General features: G+C 35.7%; 22 protein-coding genes and 1 tRNA gene. 15 read left to right on the plus strand and 8 right to left on the minus strand.

Going from position 1 to position 25,275, the window contains the following annotated elements; all coding sequences use genetic code 11:
• Positions 1-12: 12 nt before the first annotated feature.
• The gene (locus EKM63_RS03070; protein WP_125703611.1) at positions 13-1,356 is read right to left on the minus strand and encodes a PFL family protein; all 1,344 of its coding nucleotides are present in this window, start codon (positions 1,354-1,356) and stop codon (positions 13-15) included.
• A gap of 9 nt (positions 1,357-1,365) precedes the next feature.
• A complete protein-coding gene (locus tag EKM63_RS03075; RefSeq protein ID WP_125703613.1) occupies positions 1,366-1,632 on the minus strand; it encodes an ACT domain-containing protein in 267 nt (88 codons plus the stop codon).
• 189 nt (positions 1,633-1,821) lie between these two features.
• Here EKM63_RS03075 and EKM63_RS03080 point away from each other — a divergent pair, with 189 nt between their 5' ends.
• Both EKM63_RS03080 and EKM63_RS03085 read left to right on the plus strand, forming a co-directional pair.
• The gene (locus tag EKM63_RS03080) at positions 1,822-3,333 is read left to right on the plus strand and encodes a hypothetical protein (RefSeq protein WP_125703615.1); all 1,512 of its coding nucleotides are present in this window, start codon (positions 1,822-1,824) and stop codon (positions 3,331-3,333) included.
• Positions 3,334-3,629: 296 nt separating this feature from the next.
• Positions 3,630-4,670, plus strand: coding sequence for an acyltransferase (locus EKM63_RS03085; RefSeq protein WP_125703617.1), 1,041 nt, complete (start codon positions 3,630-3,632; stop codon positions 4,668-4,670).
• 27 nt (positions 4,671-4,697) lie between these two features.
• On the opposite strand, the gene EKM63_RS03090 is transcribed toward EKM63_RS03085, so the two are convergent.
• From EKM63_RS03090 to EKM63_RS03105, 4 genes are all read right to left on the minus strand, one after another.
• Positions 4,698-5,030 carry a DUF1905 domain-containing protein gene (locus tag EKM63_RS03090; RefSeq protein ID WP_125703619.1) on the minus strand — a complete coding sequence of 111 codons (333 nt, stop codon included), beginning with the start codon at positions 5,028-5,030 and terminating at the stop codon, positions 4,698-4,700.
• 13 nt (positions 5,031-5,043) lie between these two features.
• Positions 5,044-5,925 carry an alpha/beta hydrolase gene (locus EKM63_RS03095; RefSeq protein ID WP_125703620.1) on the minus strand — a complete coding sequence of 294 codons (882 nt, stop codon included), beginning with the start codon at positions 5,923-5,925 and terminating at the stop codon, positions 5,044-5,046.
• Positions 5,912-7,252 carry a PTS transporter subunit EIIC gene (locus tag EKM63_RS03100; RefSeq protein WP_125703622.1) on the minus strand — a complete coding sequence of 447 codons (1,341 nt, stop codon included), beginning with the start codon at positions 7,250-7,252 and terminating at the stop codon, positions 5,912-5,914. The genes EKM63_RS03095 and EKM63_RS03100 overlap by 14 nt, the downstream gene beginning before the upstream one ends.
• Before the next feature lie 90 nt (positions 7,253-7,342).
• Complete coding sequence (locus tag EKM63_RS03105; protein ID WP_125703624.1) at positions 7,343-8,695, minus strand: APC family permease; 1,353 nt, start codon at positions 8,693-8,695, stop codon at positions 7,343-7,345.
• Between the two features lie 104 nt (positions 8,696-8,799).
• Here EKM63_RS03105 and EKM63_RS03110 point away from each other — a divergent pair, with 104 nt between their 5' ends.
• From EKM63_RS03110 to EKM63_RS03145, 9 genes are all read left to right on the plus strand, one after another.
• On the plus strand, positions 8,800-9,798 hold the full coding sequence (locus EKM63_RS03110) for a Gfo/Idh/MocA family protein (protein ID WP_125703626.1): 999 nt from the start codon (positions 8,800-8,802) through the stop codon (positions 9,796-9,798).
• A gap of 3 nt (positions 9,799-9,801) precedes the next feature.
• On the plus strand, positions 9,802-11,025 hold the full coding sequence (locus EKM63_RS03115; RefSeq protein WP_125703628.1) for a DEAD/DEAH box helicase: 1,224 nt from the start codon (positions 9,802-9,804) through the stop codon (positions 11,023-11,025).
• Between the two features lie 36 nt (positions 11,026-11,061).
• Positions 11,062-11,135: transfer RNA gene (locus EKM63_RS03120), tRNA-Arg, on the plus strand.
• Positions 11,136-11,605: 470 nt separating this feature from the next.
• Entirely contained in the window at positions 11,606-12,181 is a 576-nt protein-coding gene (locus EKM63_RS03125; RefSeq protein WP_125703630.1) for a PBECR4 domain-containing protein, read from the plus strand.
• A gap of 411 nt (positions 12,182-12,592) precedes the next feature.
• Positions 12,593-12,721, plus strand: coding sequence for a hypothetical protein (locus EKM63_RS11530; RefSeq protein WP_263852852.1), 129 nt, complete (start codon positions 12,593-12,595; stop codon positions 12,719-12,721).
• 180 nt (positions 12,722-12,901) lie between these two features.
• Positions 12,902-14,809, plus strand: coding sequence for a WxL domain-containing protein (locus EKM63_RS03130; RefSeq protein WP_125703631.1), 1,908 nt, complete (start codon positions 12,902-12,904; stop codon positions 14,807-14,809).
• A 180-nt stretch (positions 14,810-14,989) separates the two neighbouring features.
• Positions 14,990-16,906 (plus strand): Ig-like domain-containing protein, encoded by a 1,917-nt coding sequence (locus EKM63_RS03135; protein WP_125703633.1) that lies wholly within the window; start codon positions 14,990-14,992, stop codon positions 16,904-16,906.
• 327 nt (positions 16,907-17,233) lie between these two features.
• Positions 17,234-19,168, plus strand: a complete 1,935-nt coding sequence (locus tag EKM63_RS03140) for an Ig-like domain-containing protein (RefSeq protein ID WP_125703635.1) — start codon at positions 17,234-17,236, stop codon at positions 19,166-19,168.
• A gap of 346 nt (positions 19,169-19,514) precedes the next feature.
• Positions 19,515-21,461, plus strand: a complete 1,947-nt coding sequence (locus EKM63_RS03145; protein WP_125703637.1) for a hypothetical protein — start codon at positions 19,515-19,517, stop codon at positions 21,459-21,461.
• 52 nt (positions 21,462-21,513) lie between these two features.
• On the opposite strand, the gene EKM63_RS03150 is transcribed toward EKM63_RS03145, so the two are convergent.
• Positions 21,514-22,044, minus strand: coding sequence for a phosphatidylglycerophosphatase A family protein (locus EKM63_RS03150; RefSeq protein WP_125703639.1), 531 nt, complete (start codon positions 22,042-22,044; stop codon positions 21,514-21,516).
• Positions 22,045-22,190: 146 nt separating this feature from the next.
• Between EKM63_RS03150 and EKM63_RS03155 the strand changes: the two genes are divergently transcribed.
• The 4 genes from EKM63_RS03155 (at position 22,191) to EKM63_RS03170 (ending at position 24,454) form a co-directional block, all read left to right on the plus strand.
• The gene (locus EKM63_RS03155) at positions 22,191-22,637 is read left to right on the plus strand and encodes a DUF3290 domain-containing protein (RefSeq protein ID WP_125703641.1); all 447 of its coding nucleotides are present in this window, start codon (positions 22,191-22,193) and stop codon (positions 22,635-22,637) included.
• An 8-nt stretch (positions 22,638-22,645) separates the two neighbouring features.
• Positions 22,646-23,275: a DUF421 domain-containing protein gene (locus EKM63_RS03160; protein ID WP_125703643.1), complete on the plus strand. Its 630-nt coding sequence runs from the start codon at positions 22,646-22,648 to the stop codon at positions 23,273-23,275.
• Between the two features lie 58 nt (positions 23,276-23,333).
• Positions 23,334-23,702 carry a hypothetical protein gene (locus EKM63_RS03165; RefSeq protein WP_125703645.1) on the plus strand — a complete coding sequence of 123 codons (369 nt, stop codon included), beginning with the start codon at positions 23,334-23,336 and terminating at the stop codon, positions 23,700-23,702.
• 83 nt (positions 23,703-23,785) lie between these two features.
• Positions 23,786-24,454, plus strand: coding sequence for a hypothetical protein (locus tag EKM63_RS03170; protein WP_377768720.1), 669 nt, complete (start codon positions 23,786-23,788; stop codon positions 24,452-24,454).
• Positions 24,455-24,835: 381 nt separating this feature from the next.
• On the opposite strand, the gene EKM63_RS03175 is transcribed toward EKM63_RS03170, so the two are convergent.
• A complete protein-coding gene (locus tag EKM63_RS03175; RefSeq protein ID WP_125703647.1) occupies positions 24,836-25,270 on the minus strand; it encodes a GNAT family N-acetyltransferase in 435 nt (144 codons plus the stop codon).
• Between the last annotated feature and the right edge of the window lie 5 nt (positions 25,271-25,275).

The raw sequence follows: 25,275 nt of genomic DNA on the forward strand, positions 1-25,275 counted from the left end.
TTTGTCAACAAACTAATTTTTAAATGAATGTATTGGAGAGGGGATGTGACCACCACGATTGATAAAGTTTGCGGGACTATTGGTGTTCACTGGCATTATTGGTGCTCGTCCGAACAAGCCACCGAATTCAACTGAGTCTCCGACTGTTTTGCCAGTTGCGGGGATTATTCTGACGGCAGTTGTCTTGTTGTTTATAACACCGATCGCTGCTTCATCCGCTATCATTCCACTGATTGTCTCGGCTGTTGTGTCGCCGGGGATGGCAATCATGTCTAATCCGACTGAACAGACTGCAGTCATTGCTTCAAGTTTCTCAATGTTCAAGTTGCCAGCAGTAACGGCACGGATCATTTCAGCATCTTCCGATACGGGGATGAAGGCACCGGACAGGCCACCGACGTGTTCGCAAGCCATAACTCCACCTTTTTTAACAGCATCATTCAATAATGCGAGCGTTGCTGTAGTACCAGGAGCACCGACGCTTTCTAGACCGATTTCTTCTAGTATCTCTGCTACAGAATCGCCTTCGTTAGGCGTTGGTGCAAGTGATAAGTCAACTATACCAAAAGGTACATTAAGTTCCTTAGAAGCAATATTTCCGACGAATTGGCCCATTCTAGTTACTTTGAAAGCAGTTTTCTTTATTGTCTCTGAAACAACATCGATAGGTTGGCCTTTAACTTGTTCCAAAGCACGTTTTACAACACCAGGTCCACTGATACCAACGTTGATAACACAATCAGCCTCACCGACACCATGAAAAGCACCAGCCATGAAAGGATTATCTTCAACAGCATTTGCGAATACTACCAAGCTCATACAGTTTACTGGATCTACTTTGGCCAAATCTTTGATTGTGTGGCCCATTTTTTTGACAGCATTCAGATTGATACCTGAACGAGTTGAACCTACATTGACCGATCCACAGACTCTAGTTGTTTCTGTCAGAGCTTGAGGAATCGAGTCGATGAGGATGTCATCACCAGTTTGACTGCCTTTTTGGACCAATGCAGAAAAACCACCAATCAAATCAACGCCAAGCTCTGAGGCAGCCTTATCCATTGTTTTAGCGTAAGCAACGTAGTCTTTATCGTCAGACGCTGCAGCAATGATAGAAATTGGAGTTACAGAAATACGTTTGTTGACGATAGGGATACCATATTCTGACTCGATTTTTTCAGCTACCTTGACCAAGTCTTTGGCTTTAGTAGTCAACTTATCATAAATTCTTTGACGAGCTTTTTCTCCGTCACTGTCGATACAGTCGAGCAAAGAAATTCCCATAGTAATAGTACGAATATCCAACTTCTCTTCGGAGATCATTTGGATAGTTTCTAAAATTGAATTAGTTTCCATGGTTGCCTCCTAAAGTTTTTGAATAGCATCAAAGATTTCTTGTCTTTGAATGTGAATGTCCAAGCCAGTTTCATTAGCTAGAGTTTCTAGACTAGTTTTTACATTTTCAAATTTAACAGAGTCTTGCCATTCGACCATTGTCATCATGGTAAAATTACCATCCATTAAAGTTTGAGAAATATCGAGTATATTAACATGTAATTCTGCTAACTTTGCCGAAACTTTGGCAACAATACCGATTTGATCACGGCCAATTACTGTAATGATTGCTTTCATTGGTAGTCCTTCTTTCGAAAATAGGTTGAACTAATAATATACGATGAGGTATTTTGCCGCAAGAAAAAATTGGATAATTACTTTATGTAATAAATAACGTAAATAATTATTTCGGTTTATGATATTAAAATCACTCTATTCCATCTTATTATTAGCTACAATAAATTTATTTATCTGAGGAATACTGAAATGGATAAATCAAATAGTAAGAATATCTGGCAGTGGATAATATTTGGCATTTATTTTATATATTTTTCCGTAATTCGTTATTTTATAGTTCCATTTGGTGACGATATGTTCTTTTGGGGTAAATGGGGAACATATCTGATGCATCATGGGTTTTACACTACCAAGAATCCGGTTTACATCGGAGGCAGTAGCAACGGTAGATATTTTTCCAATTGGCTACAAATAGTCAGTATGCATCATCCGCTACTAGAATATATTGTCTTCGGACTTTTTTCGGCGTTGTTTATCTGGTTATTATTTAAGTTGACCGATCAAAAATGGATTTCGTTGATTGTGGCAATGCTATTTCCATTCACATTGTCTGTTCCGTTTTTAAATAATAGCTGGCTCTGGTATTCAGCCTTTGTTCATTATGTACTCGCACCATGCTTTATTTTTATGTACTTGTTGATAATAAAACATGACTTCTCCGCTTCTGGACCAATTCATTCAGTCAGAAAAACAATAGTCACTTCCTTTGTAACGTTTGCCATCGCACTAATTGGAGGACTGATGATTGAACACACCACTTTGTATCAAGTTGCATTGGGTATTTCAGTTGTAGTTATTAGTGTTGTCGTCTTGAAACGTATTCTGTTTTATCAATGGACATATTTGTTGGGTTCACTGGCATCTGCAATTATCATGTTTTCCAATAAAAGTTATACAGTGCCTGTTTCGTATCGGAGTACTAAATTTTCATTTGTCATAAGTAAATTTACTTTCTTCAACATGTCTCATTTTTGGATAGTGACTTTGAATATATTCGTCATCCTGTTGATCTCAATAGGCGTGATTATATTATTGATTCAAAAATCTCAACACCGTGTCATCGATTTTGTTTGGATAGTGACTTCTATTCTGTTTGCCACATATTACTTGTTCATGAATTTATTTTTACCAAAATATATGACGAATGAGAACTATTCTCCACAAGGATTGATTAATGCAATTATTTATTTCGACTCGGCCATGTCAGTATTATTTGTTGGCTATCTACTATTGACGATATTTATAGTTTTTAAAAGCAAAAAATTACGTGCTGAATTGTTATTTTGCTGGTTATCATGTGGATTCCTGATTGCACCATTTCTGATTATTCCGCGTCCGATCAGTTCACGGGAATATTTCAATGGGTATATCTTCATATATTTATTTGCGATGATTATCCTAGAACAGATTGACTTCAGTTTCTTCAAAAAGCCATTGAGTATTTTTGGTTCTTTGGCAATCGTTACTTTGGCAGTAATTTTGATGTCAAAAAATATTCAGAATTACAACAGTTATATAAACAGATATAATAATAGTCCTGTCTATATCGGTGCTACGACTCCAGAGAACAAATTGCCATATCCTGATTTGTTGCCAAATAGAGATCGCTATGTAACATTCGACAGCTTAGAATATTGGCACAAATACACACATACAAATTTTGAAAACAGATTGATTGATTTCAGTTATACAGATAAATGATTTTCAAATTGACGCATCGTTTTGATTGATAAAATGACGATTGCAGTTCCTGCATAGATTTAATTATTTAAAAATATCAATTTCATTTTAGAAAAGAAATTATCTTCAAAATCTGTAATAAAATTGGTGTAAAAAAGATTATACTTTAATAAGTTTATTGTCTAGATAAGTTTATTGTCTAGATAAGTTTATTGTCTAGATAAGTTTATTGTCTAGATAAGTTTATTGTCTAGATAAGTACCATTATCTAGACAGTTTTTTTGCCTAGAAAAGTTTAATATCTAGGGGAAGTTACGATGAAAAAACGTATCATGTATGTTGATTATCTTAAAATCTTCGCAATTTTTGGCGTGGTGATGTCTCATTCATTGACTCAAATTTTACAAGAAAATGTCCACTCTTTTAAGTGGAACGTGGGGAATATAATTTTACAGACTGTTTCACCAGCCGTAGGGATATTCTTCATGGTCAGTGGGGCACTTATTCTATCGAGTGAACGGACAAACAGTATTGGCTATTTGTTCAAACACCGATTGGTAAAAGTAGGGGTGCCGTTCTTGATTTGGTCTGCAGCAACGATTGCTTTCTCGTATCGTGTTGATGGTCATATCACCTTTATGATTTGGCTGAAGAAATTATTACTGATCTATAATCAATTTCCCAGTCCAGCATTTTGGTTCATGTATCCGTTGATATTCTTCTATCTGATTTCTCCACTAGTTAAGGTATTCGTCGATCATGCCAGCAACAAAGTTATCGATTATATCATTTGGCTATGGTTGATCACTAACTTGCTATTGCCTGATATTGCTGCAATGTTACCTCAACAAATTGCCTTGTACTTTACCAATATTCCTAATAGTAATTTGGTTCTAATGGGTCAGACATTTGGTTATTTCCTTCTTGGATATAGATTACATAAATTACCAATTGTAAAAAATGATTGGTCTAAGCACTTTATTTTCTCGTTGATTCTATTGGTATTGATTGTGATTATTAATTACTTCAATACTGTCTATCAATTAAACATTCAAATTATTGGTTACACATCACTACTTACATTGTTGATGACAATGGAAGTTTATCTGACAGTAAAAAATTGGTCACATTTCCATGAACTGCCTGATAAAGTCAATCATAGTGCAACAACAGTTGCCGGATTGTGCTTCGGTATTTATCTATCACATGGAATCGTTATGCAAGCTGTTGAACAATATCTACACATTGGCAGTTTCTGGTTGGTATTCTTATTAACATCAGTTATCTGTATCGTATTAACGTACATTATCAGTAAAATTCCTAAAGTCGGATATTACGTGATCGGTGTCGAAAATTAAGCAAATAAAAAAAGTGAAGCATTCAGATTATTCATCTGGATTCTCCACTTTTTTTAGTTTAAATGGTGTTTTAAAGTTTTGTTCTTTTACAGTAACAGTAACCGTGTCGCCAATTTCTTTATTGATGGATTCTTGAATATCTTTTCTGATACCAAGAATGTAACAAATCGAGCCATCATCGTTTTTTAAGCCCATATTGACGATGCTCCCATCATAAGGTGCTTTGTCGAAAGTTGCATGAACTTTGACACGGCCCTTATTGAACTCTTTTCGGATGTCGTAAGGAAAGACAACGTATGCTCCACCTGAACCGATATCTGACTGCTTAATGGTGGCCTCGAATTTGTAAACTTTTGACATAAAAATCTCCTATCTAATTTTTAGCTTTGCCTGGTTTGTTGGCGTTATTAGGTGGATTGACTCCATCATTGATGATGTATTGGTGGAATAGCGAAATAACTTGTTGATTGTCCAACATATCTGAATGTTGAGCAGTATCACCAGTCACAGTTATAAGCGTGTAGTGCTTAATGACACTTTCAAAAATATATTTCCCGGAGTCCACGCTACCAATGGGTACGATACCGTCATCGGTATAACCTTTAGTACCAGCAACTGAATAATACGATAAATCTGCTGGTAACTTGTCACGTTTTTTGACGAAATCATTCAACATTTCTGTCCGTTTGGAATTGTCTACTTCTTCGAAATTGTAAGGAGTACCAACTGTTAACATCCGATTAATGTCGATAGTGTCATCGTCGAAATAGTTTTCTAGATAGTAAGTCCAGATTAGTCCACCGTTTGAGTGTCCAAAAGCATCGAAATTATTGAATTTATAACGCTTCTTCAATGCTTCAAAAGCTATGTTAAACCAGTATGCTTGTTTTTTGATATTTTCATAACCATCATCGTTATTTTCGAATCCTACAACAATGAATGGTCTGGTATCACCATTTCTGATGGAACCTTTATATGTAATAGTATCATTTTTATGGACCGTTAATTCCAAAACACTATGATGTTCGTCATATTTCTTATTAATTTTTGAGATCATACCGTCGAATCGATTGGCACTAGCGCTCGAACCTGGAATCATAATGATAGGTGAAAGTGGGGAATTGTATCGGCCGGCTAATGTTGAGACACTTTTCTTAGTCCAAAAATATGAAGGGATGCCCAATAGGATCAAAGCAATAAATAGGAAAATAAGTGCTCGAAATCCCTTTTTTGAGTGGATATTACTTCTTCTCATTCTTAGCACTCCTTTCATCACGGTCTAGATTATCGATTGTTTTTACACGTTCAGCAATTCTTACAAAAGGTAAGTAGATAAATACTGAAACAGTCAAAGTGATGAGTGAGAAAATCAATGCTTGCCAGCTACCATTAGTTCCCAGAAATGCTATTAGGGGACCAGGAGTACCTGCAGGAACGGCGTAGACAGAAGGTGGCATCAGATGTAGTTGTAACGCCAAAGCGGCGATCAGCATGTTGACCATCGGTGCCAAGAAGAATGGAATGAGAAATACGATATTGAATAGAATTGGAATACCTGACATTAATCCACTGTTGATGTTGAAGATACTAGGTATCAAAGACCAACGTGACACTGTTAATAAGTCGTTGTCGCGTGATACCCAGAGAATTGCAATCAGTAAAGCTAAGGTTGCTCCAGTACCTCCGAAAGTGGCAAAGGCGTGATAGAGCGTATTTCCATTGAAAAGATTTGGTGCGCCCCAAGCAGTGTGATGAGTCAAAGCGTAACTCAAATTTGCCAATGAGGCTGGATCTGAATAACTAGTTTCGATGGCAGAGTAGGGCCCCGACCATCCTAAAAATGACATAATAATAGTATAGGCACCAAAACCAAATGTATGTAGTAATTCCATCAGTGGTGCGGTACTTGGATTAGTACTGCTAATAGAGGTCAACACTGATTCTGGCAAGTTTGAATAAAAAGTGATATTGACTAAGTCACTGAAAATGACCGATATCAATAAGATAAGTGAAATTGACTTCATTGAAGTGAAAGTACGATTGAGAATACTACTTGTCATCGCCTTGAACTTTGAATTTTTGGCTTCTTTACTAGTCAGTTTAAAAATATATCCAATAAAAATTCCTAGTAAGATGGCAAACAATAATCCTCTAACGCCAAGAACTGAGCTATGGAAAGCCAGTGGACTACGTTTTGAGTAGACGTACGCAATAATTAATAATGAGATACTGCCGGTAATGCCGGCTAGTTGGTCGTCACGTTTGTAATATTTAGCAGTATATTTAGCTGCCGCAAAAACGGCAATGACTGACACCCAACCGATGGTCAAATTGGATATTGCCGAAACCACATCATCGATTTGTTCAAAGACATTGTCGTTGATTTCAGGCATCAACTTTCCTAGGAATCCATCGTCTCCTAGAAATACAACTTGAAAGGTCTTGGCAAAACTACCAATCAATACGAATGGAAAAATTGTTAAAACGGTTCTCTGAATTACTCGATAAATAAATAGTTTCTGAATTCGTAAAGTCCATTGGACCAACTTTTTCTCGAACGAATTCCTGTATAAGTCTTCCAAAGTCGACACCCCCAGTTATTGTGTACATGGAATTTCAATTTGATTATAAGCTAAAAAAAAACGAGTAGCTATAAAAGCTACTCATTTCCTTTATTCAGTTTCTTTTTTCAATTTCTTCTTATTATGATCATGTATTAAGTGAAGTGGAAGTCCAACTAATGTTAATAAGATACCCAATAATGCGAGTGTGGGTTGGGTAATAATAGTATAGACGACGATATATCCACCACCGATGATTGCCAGAATAGGCGGTATTGGATAGAAGTTTATCTTGTAAGGACGTTTCAAATCTGGTTCTCTCTTACGTAAGATAAATACACCAACGAACATCATGATCGAGAAGATCCACATAACGAACACTAACATATCTGTCAGATAATCGAATGAACCTAAAAATACCATGATAATAGCAATGACAGTTTGTACGATACCAGCATTCATAGGAACACGTGATTTCTTAGTTAATTTTCCAAAGAATTTTGCAAAGACGATATTGTCATCCTCACCTAGAGCATAACTAACACGCATACCAGTCATAGAATAACCGTTGATCGAGCCGAAAACTGATACCAAAATACCAATAGTAACCAGTTTTCCACCAAAGCCACCGAAAATCTTGATTGCTGCTTCAGAAGCGGCGTTTTGATTTCCAGGGATGCTACCAAACGGAAGTTCCTTAACGAATACAAAACTTATAAGGACATAAATTAAAGTGATACCTAATAAACCAATAATAATAGATTTTGCTAGATCCTTTTCAGGATGTTTCATTTCTCCAGCCATATTACCAACGTTCATCCAACCATCAAAGGCGAACATTGTTGCAACGTAACCACCACCTAGTGATGTCCAGAAACTAGGATGGCTACCTGCAGTTACTGGGAAAAGCGAAACGTTATTAGTTGATGGTGTGAATAAGCCGACCCCAATAATCAATACAATAGGTATTAATTTTGCGATGAATGCCACAGACTGAATTCCACCACCGACTTTAGCCCCGAGTAAATTACAAGCAAAGATAAATACTGCTACAGCGATTGCAATCGGTATTTGTAAACTAGCTGACAACCCCCATAGATTAATAACTTGCGTAGCAAAAACGATCGACAACGCTGAAATAGCCGCGGGATAATAGACGACCGATTGAGCCCACGCTAAAAGAAACGCCGGAATCTTACCGTAAATGTGCTCGATATACTTAAAGATACCACCGGCAACTGGTAAAGCAGCGGCTAATTCAGCAACTGTAAGTCCAGCCATGATAGTAACAAAACCTGCTAGTACCCAGACCCAAATTGTTAAACTTGCCGAGCCAGTAGCTTGTGTTACACTTGATATCTTAAAGAATACTCCCCCACCAATTACAAGACCCATTACGGTCGATAATGCAGGGAAGAATCCAAGCGTTCGTTTCAAATTTTCTTGGTTCTCTCCTTCTTCCATTATAAATTCTCCTATAAATATATTTGTGACATTATTCACATGATAACATATAAAGGTAGCATTTGGGGCAGAATATCAGTAAAATTAATAGATGAGGTGATTATATGTTGAAGTTAGGAATAATTGGTACCAACTGGATCACTCAACAATTCGTTGAGGCAACTGAAGAGACCAAATCATTTAAACTATCAAGAGTCTATTCACGTACAGAAGCAAAAGCAAAAACTTTTGCAGATAAATTTAAAGCCGATGATGTCAGATTGAGTACTGACTTGGATGAATTCTTTGCCAGTGAAGATTTTGAAGTCGTTTATATTGCATCTCCGAATAGCTTACATTTCGAGCAAGCCAAACAAGCGGTATTGAATGGTAAGAATGTCATCGTTGAAAAACCAAGTACATCTAACATTCATGAATTTGCTGAGTTGGAAGAAATAGCTAAGGCCAAATCTGTCTTTGTGCTTGAAGCAGCAAGACATATACAAGAACCTATCTTTAAGAAAATATCAGACTTCGTGGATCGAAATCGTGCTGATGTGAGTGGTGCGACACTTAGTTATATGAAGTATTCTAGCCGTTATGACGATTATTTGGATAGTCAAAACCCCAATGTGTTCTCAACTGATTTTTCAGGTGGAGCGCTATACGATTTAGGTGTGTATGCAGTTTATGACGCAGTTGTTTTGTTCGGTCAACCTGATGCAGTCAACTATGATGCTGAAATATTATCGTCTGGTGTCGACGGTAGCGGAAGTCTAACTTTAAAATATGACGACTTTGACGTAAATATTATCGTAGGTAAAACTAAAAACTCGTTTATGCCATCAGAAATTTATTTTGGCAAGCGTACTTTGTTGTTTGACAGTGCTGGCGATATTACTAAAATCCAGGCTAGTGACGAAAAGAAACATATTACTGATATTCCTGCCGACAAGAGTGACAACCCAATGGATTCAGAAGCGGTGGAATTCGCTAGAATTATTAACCAAAATGATCAAACTACATACAAACAGTTGATGAAGTATGCACGAATCGTAAATCACGTGCTTGAACAAGCCAGAATGAATGCTGGTATTGTTTTTAAAGCAGATAAGGAAAAATAAAAATTGGAAATACCAAAACTATACCAAGATTATTTTAAAGAGAAACAATTTGAACAACTGACAAAAATCCAAGAAACCGTTTATTTACCTTTTAAAGAAGGTAATGACATGGTTGCTATGGCTCCAACTGGATCAGGTAAGACATTAGCATTTACTATGCCGATGTTAGAGACACTTATTCCAGGGGATGGCTTGCAAGTATTGATTCTCGAGCCTTCACAAGAATTGGCCATTCAAGTTAGAACCGTAATTCAACCATTGGCTAAATTGATTGGATGCTCAGTTCAAGCCGTCACTGGTGGTGCAAATCCACAACGCCAGTTGAAAAAACTTAAAGAGAAACCAGAAATTTTGGTTGCTACTTTAGGTCGTCTCAAGGAACTGACTGAAGCACGCAAAGTAAAATTGGGCAACATCCAAACAGTCATCGTTGATGAAGCTGATGAAATGTTGAACGAAAGTAAATTGGAATCTGTTCGTGATACCCTGGATCAAATGCCTTCAGATGTCCAAATGACATTTTTCTCTGCCACAGGGAATGATATTTATAAGGATATGGCAAAGTGGTTTGGTAAGGATTTCTTGACTATTGACCAGAGATACGACCGTTCATATACAGCTGGTATCAAGCATTACTTCATAAATACTGGTAGTGATGTAATTAAGAACGTGCTGATTCGTGAGATGGCACATAATAAGAAGTTTTTGGGAATCGTATTTTTCAATAATTCTCGTTCTTTGCACAAGGCAGTTAGTGACCTGGACCATTCCAAGACAAACTTTGTCGTCTTAGATAGCAAGATGTCATCGCAACAAAGAAAAAATGCCATGAGTCTGTTTTCAAGCGGAAAAGTCACCTTGCTGTTAACGACAGATGTTGCCGCTCGTGGAATGGATATTGAAGATGTTTCTACTATTATTAACTATATGATTCCACGTGATAATAGCGAGTATTTGCATCGTGCCGGAAGAACCGGAAGAATGGGTAAATCTGGGGATGTTGTGACATTTGGTAATAGCCACGATTTCCGTAATATTCAGACCTTCAATGACTTGGATATTCAGAAAGTATTTCTCAATCACGATGGTACGTTTACTGATAAGCAAGTTTATCATGAACGCAAGAAAGCAAAAGTAGTGACTAAAGAGAAACCAAGACAAAAGAAACGTTTACGTGATCAGAAGAATAAAGGAAAACGTCGCAAGCCGACAAATCCTTTACATTAAACTAATTTGGTGGCAACATATTTATGTTGTCATTTTGGTCCCTTGGCTCAGCAGGATAGAGCAACTGCCTCCTAAGCAGTAGGTCCCCGGTTCGATTCCGGGAGGGATCATATATACACTTATTAAAGATATTCTATAATAATGGATGATTGTTACAAATGTTGTTGTATCAGTATTCCTATCACTTTATGAAGTTTTAAATGTTTTATTAAAAGCACAAACATTTGCACACCTGTACACTTTCTGCACACCTTTTGCACACTTAAAAGCTAGAATAAAATGGTTTAATGACCATATTTTATTATTTAAATGTACTTATTAATTTATAATAATTTCAATGGATATTAGGGTTATTCAAAATTGATAATCATGTGTTGATTTGTTATGATATTAGGCGAAGCAAAGCCACTATCATCGGTCTTGCTTAATCGTCTAAAAATAAGACAGCTGGCGATACGTTGTGTTGCTAGGTAGAAGCTTAAATCTACCCCTAGTCCCAATTGGAGACTATTCCAATTCTGTATCGCAAATTATTGACCGTCTTTCTCTGGAAGGACGGTCTTTTTTTTAAGGAAGATAAATGAACCCCAAATCAGAAAATATACCTCTAAATAGGATAATTATTTCGTCGCAAAAGGAAATTAACTTCAAAGCAATGTTGGATGATTATTCTAGTAATTTTGCTGGACATAAGGTCCAAGTGGAAACTAATTATAATTTGTTGAGTTCATTTGTCGTTCAATTTAATCTTAATGATTTTCGACATCTAATGGGGTGGAACAAGCTAAGAAATAAACGTGCTACATCACTAATAGCAGATGTCAATAATCTTAATTTAACAAAGGAGAATTCTAGATCCAGTAGAGCATGGCATCAGGTCTTGTCGAGAATGCTTTCATACAATTTTTTACATAGAATCTTTTATGACCAGGATGTAAATGCGTGTGTGTTAACTAGAGAAATGAAACCGAATCGATTAAGACTAGATATAGTTTTTCTTTGTCCAAGTGAAAAAAATTGTATAGTCTTTGGACTTAGAAAGTCAAAAGATCGTGATGTTTTCATTCCAACAACATTGCATGTCGAAAAAGTAAGAAATGAGTATGAATATAGACGTAAAACCAGGGTCAAAAGTATAAGATGGCTGGATAATTAAATATAAGATAAATTGTCAAATGTTTGAAAGTGAATATTAAGTATGGATTGCCTTTTAAAAAATTAATGTGGAAAGGTGCCGACTAATGAGTAATCGTTCTATATTTATTATTATTGCAATAATCTGTTCCTTAATTATGATTGTGCCCGTAGTTACATGGGGTCTGAATTATTTTTGGTTGTATGTAATTATTGCGTACACAGTTCAGTATGTTCTTCAGAAACGCTATATGAATAAATAAAGGTGATCACGTTCATCGATGAACGTGATTTTTTGTTGATTGTATATCTGTTTTCATTAGGTAAATGATAAATTTTATTACCCAAATAAAACAAAATTGTTGACTTATTTTAAAAAGGGGCTAATATAACCAGTTATAGGTTATTTGTGACAAGAAAGAAGGTAAATGATATGAAATATCGTGTATTGTTAAATACAGATACTCAATTGTTTACTGTGGTAGATACTCATAATAGTAGTTCCTACGCAAACGGTAAAACAATTGAGGAAGCCGTTTCTAAATTGAAATTAACAGCTTAATAACTTGTATAAAAATAATTTTCAAAAAGCCGATCAGAACATTGTTCTCATCGGCTTTTTATTGTTTTGGAACAAAAATATTGCAATATTTAGTTTATTTGATTAAAATATTATTTTACAAATATTAACAAATCGTTGGCATGTGGTAAAATTAAGTAATATAGGAAGGGGTGTACTGTCATGAGAGGGAAAAAACTAAGATTTTTAATGGTAGCTCTGTTTGCAGTGCTATTAATTTTTGGATTTTCTGGTAATCATGATAATGCATCTAACGTTGATGTTCATGCAGCAACGTCAATACCCGGCAAGGGTTCACCAAGCCTTCCACCAATTGGATTGTTTGGTATTTACATGAATGATGGGTTTAGTTTACAGCCTGAAAGCCAGTATACTTTTAAGGATAATCCAAAGACGTTGACTACTGCAACAGCCCATTCAGTCCTGTCTAATTTGAATGTATTAGGACATGATCACTTTCAATGGTATCAATCCACAGATCAAGGAAAAACATGGACCACCGTGGACAATGATGGAACATCTGCGACTTTAGAAGTTACACCTAAAACAGTGGGTGTGGTTTATTATCAACAGTCATTTAAGTATTATTTGACTTTCATTGGAAGTCTTGCTGTTCCGACGTATTATTCGAATGTAGTTTCAGTAACTACATTACCTGATCCTGTTGAAGCAACGAAACTTGATGTTACAACTGATACAGATTATCTTTACAATAATCAACCTGTGGCCGCTACGACACATGCTCATGGCACGCCAACACCAGCAAATTCAACCGGTAATATCACTTGGGCACTTGATGAAACAGATGCTGATCTTGCTACTATAGATAAGACTACTGGTGAAATAACTGCAAATAATGATAATAAGTCCGGAACAATAACAGTTACAGGAACTATGCATAATAACAATGCAACGACAGTTAAGGGAAGTGCAAAAGTCAAAATAGGTGGTGGTCTTGATGATCAAACCGTTGACGAAGGTAAAACAGCTACATTTGATATCCAAGGTGATTTTGGTGCTACACCAGATTCAATCACATGGCACAAAGTCGATGCTTCTGGTAATGATACTGTAATATCTGATGCAGCAAATAAAAAGAGTTATACAACTCCAGCAACTAGCGCAAATGACGATAAATCTAAGTTTTACGCAGTAGTTGAAGCAACCGTTGACGGACACAGTAATACTATTACTACAAATAAAGCTACTTTAAATGTCAACATCAACAAGACCCCAGATGTTTCAATTAACAGCAAAATCCAAGATATGACTGACAATACCGGAAATACCGAGCAAGCTGCAACAAATATCCAAGATGGTGATGATGTTAAGATCACTGGTAAGATTACTGACGCAAATAAGAATTCTAAATTGAGTACTGGTAATATCATGATTCAAGTTCCTGATAATATTAAGAATACCTATCTTTATGTCGATGGTGTAAGTCAGCAATACTCAGTTGGCCAAATGAACGGTGTTAGTTACATTATTGCTCCAGGATTAAATTTCTCTGCCAATAAGACTCACAACTATGAGTTTGATTTCACATCGACCGAGAAAAGTAATACATCATTCCATTCTCTGACACAAGTTCAGGGATATGATTCGTCTGGTGCGGATCTTGGTATCTTTAACGGAAATGAGCTCAAAATGATATTCACTGATGGATCTGTTCAACTTGAAGCAAATGACGTTGACTTTGGTACATTGACTTATGAAAATGTTGGAAAATCAGTCGATGGTATTGTTAAAAATAATGACAATTTGCTAAATGTTACTGATAACAGACGTGACAAGTCAGCTAGATCAATCACTTTGAAACAAGATACTTTGTTCATGAACGGTACTAAGAAGTTAAAAGCTATTTTGAGTTTCAATGACGGAAGCGGTAATACTCCTACACCTATCACAGAAGAGGCGACAACTGTTGCTTCTAGTTCTGATGACGCAGCAATTCCTTCAGTGGGATCAAAGAATGGTCAAGGTCTAGAATTAATGCTTTCTAATCAAGCTATTCAAACAGGTACTTATACATCAACGCTTAACTGGACTATTACAGATGCTCCCTAATAATTTTTAATAATAAATACGATACCTACAACATTTATATTTATAAATATTGTAGGTATTTTTTTATTTCTAATATTTATCAAATATATTAAAAAGATTATAATATGCAAAATAATATTGAAGATAATGAATTTTATAATCATATATGATAGAATGAGGTGAATTCATAAGGAGCAATTTATGATGAAAAATAAATGGAAATATCTCATACTTGCAGTTTTGGTTGCAGTATTTTCGTTTAGTTATATAAGCAATGATCAACGGAATTCACAAGCTACTGTTCGCGCTGATGATATAACTGTTACTCCTTATCATAGGCCGACTTCGGACCCGTTGAAGATTTTGTTTGTCTGGCTAACATCTGGTTATGCCCTGCAACCTCAAAGCCAATATACATATGTTGATCATCCTAAGACGCTGTACACTGATTCAGCGTTATCTTTTTGGGAGGCAATAATAAATGTGGGTGCTCGTGCCCATTATACTTGGTATAAAACTACTGATAATGGTAAGACCTGGAACGAAATGAAGGGGGAGACTGGTAAGAATTTGACGATCTCTCCGACAGAAGAAGGGTCCGTCTCTTATCAACAAGAAGTTCGTTGGTATAAATTATTCTACGTTCCGTTGGTTAATCCTAATGCATATTCCAAAGTTGCGACGATCAAGACTTTACCTGATCCAATTACAGCGGAGAAATTGGGCGTTACTGTTGACGATGATTATTTGTACAACAATCAATCTGATGTTGCGACAACTTTTGCGCATGGTACGCCAACTCCGGAAAATGCCACTGGTGAGATCACTTGGTCAATCGACAATCCCGATTTGGCAACTGTCGATGCTAACACAGGATTGATCACTGCCAATAATTCTGGCAAATCTGGAACAGTTACGATTACTGGTAGTATTTCCAATAATGATACTGATCCAGCTGTTGGGACTGCCAAAGTAAAAATTGGTGGTGGGTTAGATGATCAAACAGTTGATGAAGGCCAAACTGCCACATTCAAGGTTTTAGGTAATTTCGCCCAAGCACCTGATTCAGTTGTCTGGCACAAGATATCACCTGATGGCAAGGATACTACTGTAAGTTCAGGAACAAGTATGTCATACACGACGGACAAAACTACTTACAAAGATGACGGGACAAAATTCTATGCCGTTATGAAAATTAGTTCCGGTGGTCAATCGACATCCATCACGACTAACAGTGCGTTGTTGACGGTCAATTTCAATTACTCTCCTGATGTTAAAATCAACAGTACAATTGTTGACCATTCCTACGATGATCATAATGATGCCAATACAACTGTGAATAACGTTGTTGCCGGTGACGAGTTGACTGAGAGTGGTACGGTTTCTGATTCCAATGTGAACTCTAAGCTTAAACTGGGATCAATTATCATTGATTTGCCTGTTGGTGCTGAGGTCTCCAAAGCATACTTAGATGGACAGGAAGAACAATATTCAATTCTAAATGATCCTGATGATCCTAGTTCCCAACTTCTTATGATGCATAATGTTGATTTTTCAACAACTCAAGAACACAGCTTTGAAGTTAATTACAAAGCTGGTGATTTCACTAAGATCGTTCATACATCAACACCTAGAGTATCGGGATTTGAAGATCCTGATACACCTATTGATGGTGATTTTCTAGGAAACTCCATTACTGTTAACTTTACAACAAATAAATTGGATGCAGTTGCTGGCAACGTTTCTTATGGTGAACTAACATATTCAAACGTTGGAAAACCAGTTGACGGAAGTGTCGACAATGATGCCTCTGAATTGTTGTCTATTCAAGATAATCGACGTGATAAAGTTGCAACAAAAATATACTTGTCACAGTCAGAACCATTCAAGTTTGGTGATTCAAAACTCAATGCTGATTTGAGATTCTACGATTCAGATGATAATTTCACAGTTTTGACACCGGATGAAATGTTGATCTCAGACAATGCTGCTGGAGATAAAGTTAATTCAATCGGCGCAAATGAAGGCCAAAGTATTTGGCTGTATATTTATCATGGAAAAATTGATTATGGACAATATGAAACTTCCTTAGATTGGACGATCGTTAATAGTGCTTAAATTTTAAAATTCTTTCGAGCTCGGATATATTTCCGGGCTTTTTTTGTGCAGTAAACATTTCAAAATATAAAGTAAGCAATGAATTTATTTCAAAGTAGATATGAATGGCAAAACGTTCAAAATATTTCCCGCCAATGCAATTTTATGATTATCATCTGATAAACCAGTGAAACTCAAGGGCCACATACTACTGAGTGCTGTTTCAGAAAAATAGTTATAAGTAAAAACAATAAAATTATGTATATTATCATACAATTATTTTGTATATATTGAACCTGACCAGTCAGATATGCTAACATATCATGAGATAAAGTTGGGGGAATCGAAATGAATGGGAAAAAGATGAAATACTTTTTATTAATATTAATGTTGGGAGCATTTTTATCTATTTATAAGCACGATGCAATAAAACGTCTGAATATCGTATATGCTGATGAAGTCTCAGTTACTCCGAAACACAGACCATCATCAAAACCAGATAAACTATTCTTCATTTGGTTGACGTCCGGTTATAATTTACAACCTAAGAGTGAATTTACTTATCCATACAATGCTAAAACACTTTATACTGATTCAGGCTTATCGGTATTTAGTCGTACCGTAAATCCCTTTGCCAGTCCACATTACACTTGGTTTAAAAGTGAGGATCAGGGTAGATCATGGCAGACACTCGTTGACGGCAAGGATGCCAAGAAAGAATTGACAGTTATACCGAATGAAGTTGGAACAGTTTATTATCAACAAAAGGTTGTGTGGTATACTTTCTCGACGATTTTGGAGATTCCTGAAGTCGATTGGTCAAAAGTAGCTTCGATTACGACTTTATCGGATGCAGTCGCAGCTGAGTCAGTTGAGGTTACGGCAGATGATGATTATTTATATAGCAATCAAGCACAAGCAGATACTACCTCAGTTCATGCAAAAGTTGTGCCAACAAATGCGACTGGTGATATGACGTGGTCGGTGAATGATCCATCGTTAGCAACTGTTGATCCAAAAACTGGATTGGTTACAAGTAACAAGGAAGGTAGAAGTGGGATTGTAAAAGTTATGGGATATATGCAAAATCCTGATGGCACTTCTGTCGGTAATTATGTCAAGATTCGAGTTGGCGGTGGGCTTGAAGACCAGACAAGTTTTGTCGGAAAAAATGCAACTTTTAAAATTCAAGGGAATGAAGCCACAGCGGGCCAAATTACTTGGAAAAGATTTTATAAAGATGATAAAGGAAAAAATCATAGTGAAGATTTGCCGACAGAAAGTGAAAACGGTTCTTCGTATGTTACCAATCCATTAACAATCGATAATAATGGTGACGAATATCAGGCTACAATTATAATTAAATCTGCCAAAATTGTGACAAATAGGGCGAAGCTGACTGTTGTTCCATATGTAGATACCAAGCCTAAATTCACTATCAAAAGCGAGATTACTAATAGCACTTTTGACGATCATAATGAAGATAATTCCAAAATCAACAAAGTTTCCGAAGGTGATCGGATTGATATCAAGGGGACCTTGAATGAAGAAAATCCTGATTCTGTTTTATCAAAAGGAAACTTAAAATTTGAAATCCCAGCAAATGCGGAATTGAACGATGTTCGTATTGGAACTCAAAAGGTAACGAATTACTCGATTATTAATGATTCTAAGAGTGCTGATAAACAAATCGTATCGATTCCTGAACTCTACTTTTTAACGGGCAAACCTATAAATTATGATGTTAGTTTTTTTGCTGGGAAATACGCAATGTCCGATTTCCAGACAACACCGGAGGTTACTGGTTTTGATTCTCAAGGACAAGAATTGCCGGACAAATTTACTGGCAACACTTTGAGCATGAATTTTTCTAAAAATGCGATGAGTGTAATTCCAAGTAATATTGATTATGGAATCCATCAGAGCTTTCCGACGGTAGGGATACCTATCAACGCTAAAGTCGCCAATAATAAATCGGAATTGTTGACGGTCGATGACGAGCGTCGGTCTCAAGACAATATAAAAGTCAAGCTGACTCAGGTAGTGCCATTCACCAGTGGAGATAACATTCTGCCTGCAAGTATTCGTTATTATTGGTCAAATGGTAATTCATCGACTATTGATACGAATGGAACGATTATCAGAGACACTAAAAATGGTGAAAAATTACACTCGATAATTTCTGATAGTAATGAAGGATTACGTTTGTTTTTCAATAAAAGTAGTCTGATATCTGGTAAATATACAACCAGATTAGAGTGGTCATTCGTAAATAGCATATAGAAAAGAAGCTTTGGAACCTCAAATATTTGAGATTTCAAAGCTTTTTTTACTGCAAAAATTATGAAAGCCGTTGATTTTATTAATAAATATAAATGGGATGCCGCTAAAAAGTGATGAATGCAATTTTTGTTCAAATATTGCATTTAAACTTTTGATATATGAACCTGTAATTAATTAGTTATATTGGTCTTTAACTTTGTTGTGGCGGGACTCAAGCCGTCTTTTATAAGATAGTAAATAAGTTAAAATAATATTTTGATGTAAAATATAACACAGTTATTTTGTACATATTGAGTTTTTATTCGACACCTGTTATCATATTCGGAGCGATACGGGAGGGTATTCAATGAGTCAAAAAAGTAAAAAATATTTATTATTAATAATGTTTTTAGGGTTGTTCCTTTTCATCCATAAGCATGATGGATTACATTCACAGAATGTTGCGTATGCTGATGACATAGCTGTTGCAGCATCAGATGTTACTCCAATGGCAAAACCATCAAGAGATCCGATAAAATTTTTATCTATATGGATCACCTCTGGATATGACCTTCAACCGGACAGTAAATATGCATTCGTTGGTCAAACTAAAACTTTATATACAGATTCAGCCTTATCAGCGAATGAACGATTTTGGCATTCACAGGCAAGACCAAAATATTCTTGGTATAAGACTGAAGATAATGGGAAAACTTGGAATACAGTTGTTGAAAATAATGCGTCAAAGAGGAATTTAGAAGTGACTCCCGATAAAGCCGGAACTGTTTATTATCAACAAAAGGTAACTTGGTTTGGATTGTTTTTCTACAAACATGAAGAATGGTCCAGAGTTGCATCAATTACAACAATGTCCAATCCAGTCCCAGCAAAATCTTTAGAAGTCACAGCTGATGATAATTATTTGTTTAATAATCAGCAGGATGAAGATAAGACGTTTGTGCATGCTAAAACAAATCCTATCAATGCCACAGGAAAAATTAGTTGGAAAATCGACAATTCAGAGATGAATCTTGCAAGTGTGGATAAGGAAACGGGTATTGTAACTGCTAACAACAAGAATGAGAATGGAACTGTCAAAGTAATTGGAACTATTCAAAACAATGATGGCAGTTCAGTGAGCAATTACGTAAAGATAAGAATTGGTGGGGGGCTTGATGATCAGACAGCAACAATTGGTCAGACAGCAACATTTTCGGTGTTGGGACACAAAGTTGATCCAGATAAAGTTTCATGGAAGAGATTTTATATTGATAGCAATGGTGCTGAAAAATCTGAAGATGTGACTACCAATAATAAGAGAAGTCTCAAATATACAACTCCTAAGTTGAGTGAAGATAATTTAAACGATAAGTATCAAGCTACTGTTTACGTTGATGACGAACCGTTTGTCACTAACAAGGCGAAGTTGATTTTGACACCTTTAGTGGATGAAAAACCTAAATTTTCGATTGCAAATACAATTACCAATAGCACTTTTGATGATCACAATCCTGAAAATACCATTCTTAATAAAGTTGCTGAAGGTGACAGAATGGACCTGAAGGGAACCTTGTCTGAAGATAATTCTGATTCTGAACTTGCAAGTGGAAGTCTAAAACTTGAAATTCCAGCTAATGCTGAACTTAAGGATATAAAAATTGGCAATCAAATAATCAATGACTATTCCGTAATTGTGAACACGCAAAACGCAGACAATCAAGTTATCACAATTCCAAATTTGTACTTTATTTCTGGTCAACCAATTGACTACGATGTTAGTTTTTTCGCTGGAAAATATAGTATCGATAAATTCAAAACAAATTCTGAAGTCATAGGCTATGATTCTCAACATAAAGAATTAGCTGATAAATTTTCTGGCAATTCTATAGAAATGAATTTTTCAAAAAATGCGATGAGTGCAGTTCCCAGTGATATAGACTTTGGGACAGTACAGTCTATCCAATCAACTGAAAAACCAATTGAAGGTAAAGTTGATAATGATAAATCTGAAATTCTGACAGTGAATGATGAGCGACGTGTCAAAGATAAAATAAAGATCAATCTGACACAGTTGTGTCCGTTTCAATGTGATTCCAATGATTTACCAGCTGAATTACGTTATTATTCGGAAGATGGTAGTTTCTCAACACTTGGTCAAAGTGAGGCCGTTATTGAAGAAAGCCAGGAAGGCTCTCCGCTTAACTCAATCACTTGTTGTAAAGACAGAGGTCTAAAATTAATTTTCCATAAGAATAATTTAGTATCAGGTAAATACAAAACAAAATTATGTTGGTCATTTTCTGATAGTCTATAAAAATAAGCTCTAGAATCTCAAATATTTGAGGTTCTAGAGCTTATTTGCTTTCTTAATCTAAGTGTCCAGTTGCAAAGTATTCAGCAACCTTGCTTTCATTATGAGCTAACCAACCACATGCAGCCGCCGCGATAGCACCCACCAAGTCGTCTAAGAAGACGTTTATTTTACCAGTTGATTTGTCATTCAATTTGCCCAACACTCCGTGCTTTAATTTATCGACGTAACCGTAGTTGGTAACTGAAACGGAGCCGTACAGACTCGCAAGTGTAATAGCCAAGTTTTCATCGATTCCGTAAGTAGATTCATCAGTTTGCATAATTCGTTGCATTGGTGAGGAAAGTAAACCCTTTTCAGCTAATATATCGAGCTCGATACCTGTCATGATTGCGTTTTGAGCTTCGCGTTTATGCAAGACTTTATTAATAGCATGAATAGCTAATGTTTGATCTAAACCGTGAACGTAGTCTTTTTCCAGAAAAATTACGATTTCAGCAATGTCTTCCATCGTAACTTCACGAGAATTCAAATTTCTAATGATGTGTTCATAATATTTTTTATCTAATTCAATGTCTGAAGGCATAAATTCAATCTCCCTTTTCTATTTAAGAATCAAGTAACAATCATATTAGACTTATTTTATCCAGTTTTGCAAATATTTCTCATTTTAGAAAACGAATTTCTCAGTTTTAGCTTAAAATAATATTAATGGACATTGGAGGAACGTGTATGACTTTTTACTCTTACGAATATTTAGTGGAACAAAATTCGACCCCAAACTTTTTATTTATTGCGGTGACATTTGCTTTGGCACTGGCATTATTAGTAACAGGGTTTCTATATTTTAGAAATAGAAATGACAACAAGTATCGTGATCTATTGTTAATTTTCGTACTAGGGACAGTCTTGTTTATAGGTATTAATTACAATAACTATGAAAAACAACTGGATGTTAGCAATAAGACTAACCAAACTTTAACGCTTATGAGATCGATTGCAAAGGAGAAAAAAGTATCTGTGAAGAAGCTCTATTCAAATAGTGCATCTCCGACCGAAGGTATGTTGATCAAAAATGGTGAAAAGTTTTATCGGGTGAGTTTTGATACTAATCAAAGTAGTTACACATTAACAAATTCAAACTTAGTTGACAGTAGCAATGTCACGCTAAAGAAGTAGGTGAAAATATGGAATTATCATATGGCGATTTAGCATTAAAATTTACAATAGGTTTTATATTCATGGTTATCCAAATCAACTTATTTGGAAGAAGTAATATTGCACCAACAAGTGCTATCGATCAGCTTCAAAACTATGTTCTTGGTGGTATTGTTGGTGGGATGATCTACAATCAATCCATTTCATTACTACAATTTACAATGGTTTTACTGATTTGGACTTTGATTGTTTTTATAGCTAAATTTCTGACCAATCATAATAATTTATTTAAGAAAATCATTCAAGGGACACCGAAAGTTATTATTTCCAACGGGAAAATAAATGTTGATCTAGCTTTGAAGAACGGTCTCTCGGCAAATGATCTTTCGTTCAAATTGAGACAATCTGGAGTCAACGATATACGCAAAGTTAAACGGGCGATTTTTGAACAAAATGGACAACTAACAATAGTTATGATGGATGAGCAGAACATAAAATATCCCATTGTCCTTGACGGTAAGGTAAATATGGACGAAATGGATATCATTGGCAAGGACCAAGAATGGGTCGAAAAGAAACTAGCTGAAAATGGTATGGAGCTCTCGGATGTATATTTAGCTAACTACATTAATGGAAAAGTTGTCGCTTACAAATATTAATTTGTATAACACTGACAATTTACTTTAACTATATTACAATTATGTTGAGGTGAATTTTATGAAGAATTCGATGAAGAAAATTATTACTGGTAGCATTATTGCGTTAGGATTGCTTTCTACTACAGGAATCGCTACTCCAATCGCTAACGCTGCCGCCACAAATGAAGCTGACAATACTGCACAATATGAGTTGCCTCACGTAACACGTATCGAAACTGGCAATTTCTATTATGAAATCAACAAACCAATTGGTTTTCAAACTCTTTCTGGTATCAGTTTATTGATGCTACTTAATCCAGATGGGATCATTCGTAACTCTCAAGTAAAAGTTACTATGAGTGATGGAACACAATTGTACCAATATGATAATGAAAATGGCTTTTACGTTGACGCAAGCCAAGTTAAAACATATGTAAATGTCAGATAAATATTTTATTTTGATAAAGCATCGTTCATGACGGTGCTTTTTTTTATTTATTCGTTTAATATAATCTCAAAGAGTGAGGGAGTATTTTGAATAATAACGATAACAGTATGAAAAGAAGGCTCGGCTATCTGACTTTTGCAATTATCCTCGATGCAGCAGCCAATGCATTGATGATTTCAAGCAATATGGGAAGTGCAGTTTGGATGGCATCAGGGGTAAATATTTCTAGTTTGATTCATGTTCCTTATGGTACGACTTTATTTGTTTATGCAGTTTTAGTTACGATAACAAATCAGATATTATTAGGAAAATTTGATGGGCATATATTTATTTCCAATCTATTATTTGCATTACCATTCAGTTATTTAGTGGGCTTTTTCACCTATCTGTATGGTCCACTGGAATTGCCACAATTAAACGTTATACTTAGGATTATTTTGGATATTTTGGGTCTAATTGGCGTGTCCGTGGGAACGTCAATTTATCAACGTTGTAATTTGATTCAACATCCGAATGACGAATTAGCTTATCTATTAAGATTTAAATATTTACATGGATCAGCGGGGTGGGGCCAATTGTTGAGTTATACTCCACCGATCGTAATTATGATAATCTGCTTCGTTATAACGGGTAATATTCAGTCCGTCGGCTTGGGAACAATCCTAGCCGTTTTCATTCAGGGAGTTATCATCGGATGGTCCGATAAAATTGTTGTTCCATCTTTAAAGCATCATCTGAGATTTAATGAATAAAAAAATAAAAGATAGCAAAAGGCCTTATTAATAGGCTTTTGCTATCTTTTATTTTAATCCCTAAAATTTTGGCTTGATAAATATCATTTATAACATAGCGGTGCTACAATAATATTATATATTATGATATTTATATAAATCACCAGAATGGATGTGAAATTTTATGTCAATTGAAAACGATAAGAAGCAAGCAACAGTGGATAATCGATATCGTTATATTGTGCCGACAGTCGCCGTTATAGGCACAATATTTTTACTAGTCTGGTTCTTGTTTGTTAAGCAACAAAATAGTTTTATGGTTTTAATTTATTGCTTAGCACCATTAATAGTATATTTAATTATAAATTTTGCATTCAAATTAACGTATAGAAAGAGAAAAGACTAAAGTTCAATTCGCATATCGTGATGTAAGATTCCAGCATCGAGGTATTGATCACCAATGACTTCAAAACCAAGTTTTTTATAGAATCCATTTGCTTGGTCCTGAGCACCTAAAATAATATAATCGTAGCTGTTCTCTTGGGCTTGCTTCATGATGTGTTTCAACAATTCAGAAGCTAGTCCTTTTTTTCTGTATTTTTTCAGAACAGCAACACGTTGAACGTGGATGCCATTATCGTCAGTTGGAAAATATCTAGCTGTGGCTGCGGCAGCACCATTTACATATAGAGTGTTATACGTACACTTATCTTCGAATTCATCGATTTCTAATTCTGGTGGAACATTTTGCTCGTCAACGAAGACGGTCGTTCGAATATAAAGGCCATCTTTATAAACTGTTGAATTTAAGTCGTTGCTAGTTCTAATTTCGTTCATCTTTT

Origin of the sequence: Companilactobacillus mishanensis (genome assembly GCF_003946505.1) — a bacterium.
GTDB classification, from domain to species: domain Bacteria; phylum Bacillota; class Bacilli; order Lactobacillales; family Lactobacillaceae; genus Companilactobacillus; species Companilactobacillus mishanensis.

What these genes read in the sequence shown, in the direction of transcription:
- EKM63_RS03070 (WP_125703611.1), bottom strand. Translation starts at nt 1,356, where the DNA reads ATGGAAACTAATTCAATTTTAGAAACTATCCAAATGATCTCCGAAGAG.
- EKM63_RS03075 (WP_125703613.1), bottom strand. Translation starts at nt 1,632, where the DNA reads ATGAAAGCAATCATTACAGTAATTGGCCGTGATCAAATCGGTATTGTT.
- EKM63_RS03080 (WP_125703615.1), top strand. Translation starts at nt 1,822, where the DNA reads ATGGATAAATCAAATAGTAAGAATATCTGGCAGTGGATAATATTTGGC.
- EKM63_RS03085 (WP_125703617.1), top strand. Translation starts at nt 3,630, where the DNA reads ATGAAAAAACGTATCATGTATGTTGATTATCTTAAAATCTTCGCAATT.
- EKM63_RS03090 (WP_125703619.1), bottom strand. Translation starts at nt 5,030, where the DNA reads ATGTCAAAAGTTTACAAATTCGAGGCCACCATTAAGCAGTCAGATATC.
- EKM63_RS03095 (WP_125703620.1), bottom strand. Translation starts at nt 5,925, where the DNA reads ATGAGAAGAAGTAATATCCACTCAAAAAAGGGATTTCGAGCACTTATT.
- EKM63_RS03105 (WP_125703624.1), bottom strand. Translation starts at nt 8,695, where the DNA reads ATGGAAGAAGGAGAGAACCAAGAAAATTTGAAACGAACGCTTGGATTC.
- EKM63_RS03110 (WP_125703626.1), top strand. Translation starts at nt 8,800, where the DNA reads ATGTTGAAGTTAGGAATAATTGGTACCAACTGGATCACTCAACAATTC.
- EKM63_RS03125 (WP_125703630.1), top strand. Translation starts at nt 11,606, where the DNA reads ATGAACCCCAAATCAGAAAATATACCTCTAAATAGGATAATTATTTCG.
- EKM63_RS11530 (WP_263852852.1), top strand. Translation starts at nt 12,593, where the DNA reads ATGAAATATCGTGTATTGTTAAATACAGATACTCAATTGTTTACTGTG.
- EKM63_RS03130 (WP_125703631.1), top strand. Translation starts at nt 12,902, where the DNA reads ATGAGAGGGAAAAAACTAAGATTTTTAATGGTAGCTCTGTTTGCAGTG.
- EKM63_RS03135 (WP_125703633.1), top strand. Translation starts at nt 14,990, where the DNA reads ATGATGAAAAATAAATGGAAATATCTCATACTTGCAGTTTTGGTTGCA.
- EKM63_RS03140 (WP_125703635.1), top strand. Translation starts at nt 17,234, where the DNA reads ATGAATGGGAAAAAGATGAAATACTTTTTATTAATATTAATGTTGGGA.
- EKM63_RS03145 (WP_125703637.1), top strand. Translation starts at nt 19,515, where the DNA reads ATGAGTCAAAAAAGTAAAAAATATTTATTATTAATAATGTTTTTAGGG.
- EKM63_RS03150 (WP_125703639.1), bottom strand. Translation starts at nt 22,044, where the DNA reads ATGCCTTCAGACATTGAATTAGATAAAAAATATTATGAACACATCATT.
- EKM63_RS03155 (WP_125703641.1), top strand. Translation starts at nt 22,191, where the DNA reads ATGACTTTTTACTCTTACGAATATTTAGTGGAACAAAATTCGACCCCA.
- EKM63_RS03160 (WP_125703643.1), top strand. Translation starts at nt 22,646, where the DNA reads ATGGAATTATCATATGGCGATTTAGCATTAAAATTTACAATAGGTTTT.
- EKM63_RS03165 (WP_125703645.1), top strand. Translation starts at nt 23,334, where the DNA reads ATGAAGAATTCGATGAAGAAAATTATTACTGGTAGCATTATTGCGTTA.
- EKM63_RS03175 (WP_125703647.1), bottom strand. Translation starts at nt 25,270, where the DNA reads ATGAACGAAATTAGAACTAGCAACGACTTAAATTCAACAGTTTATAAA.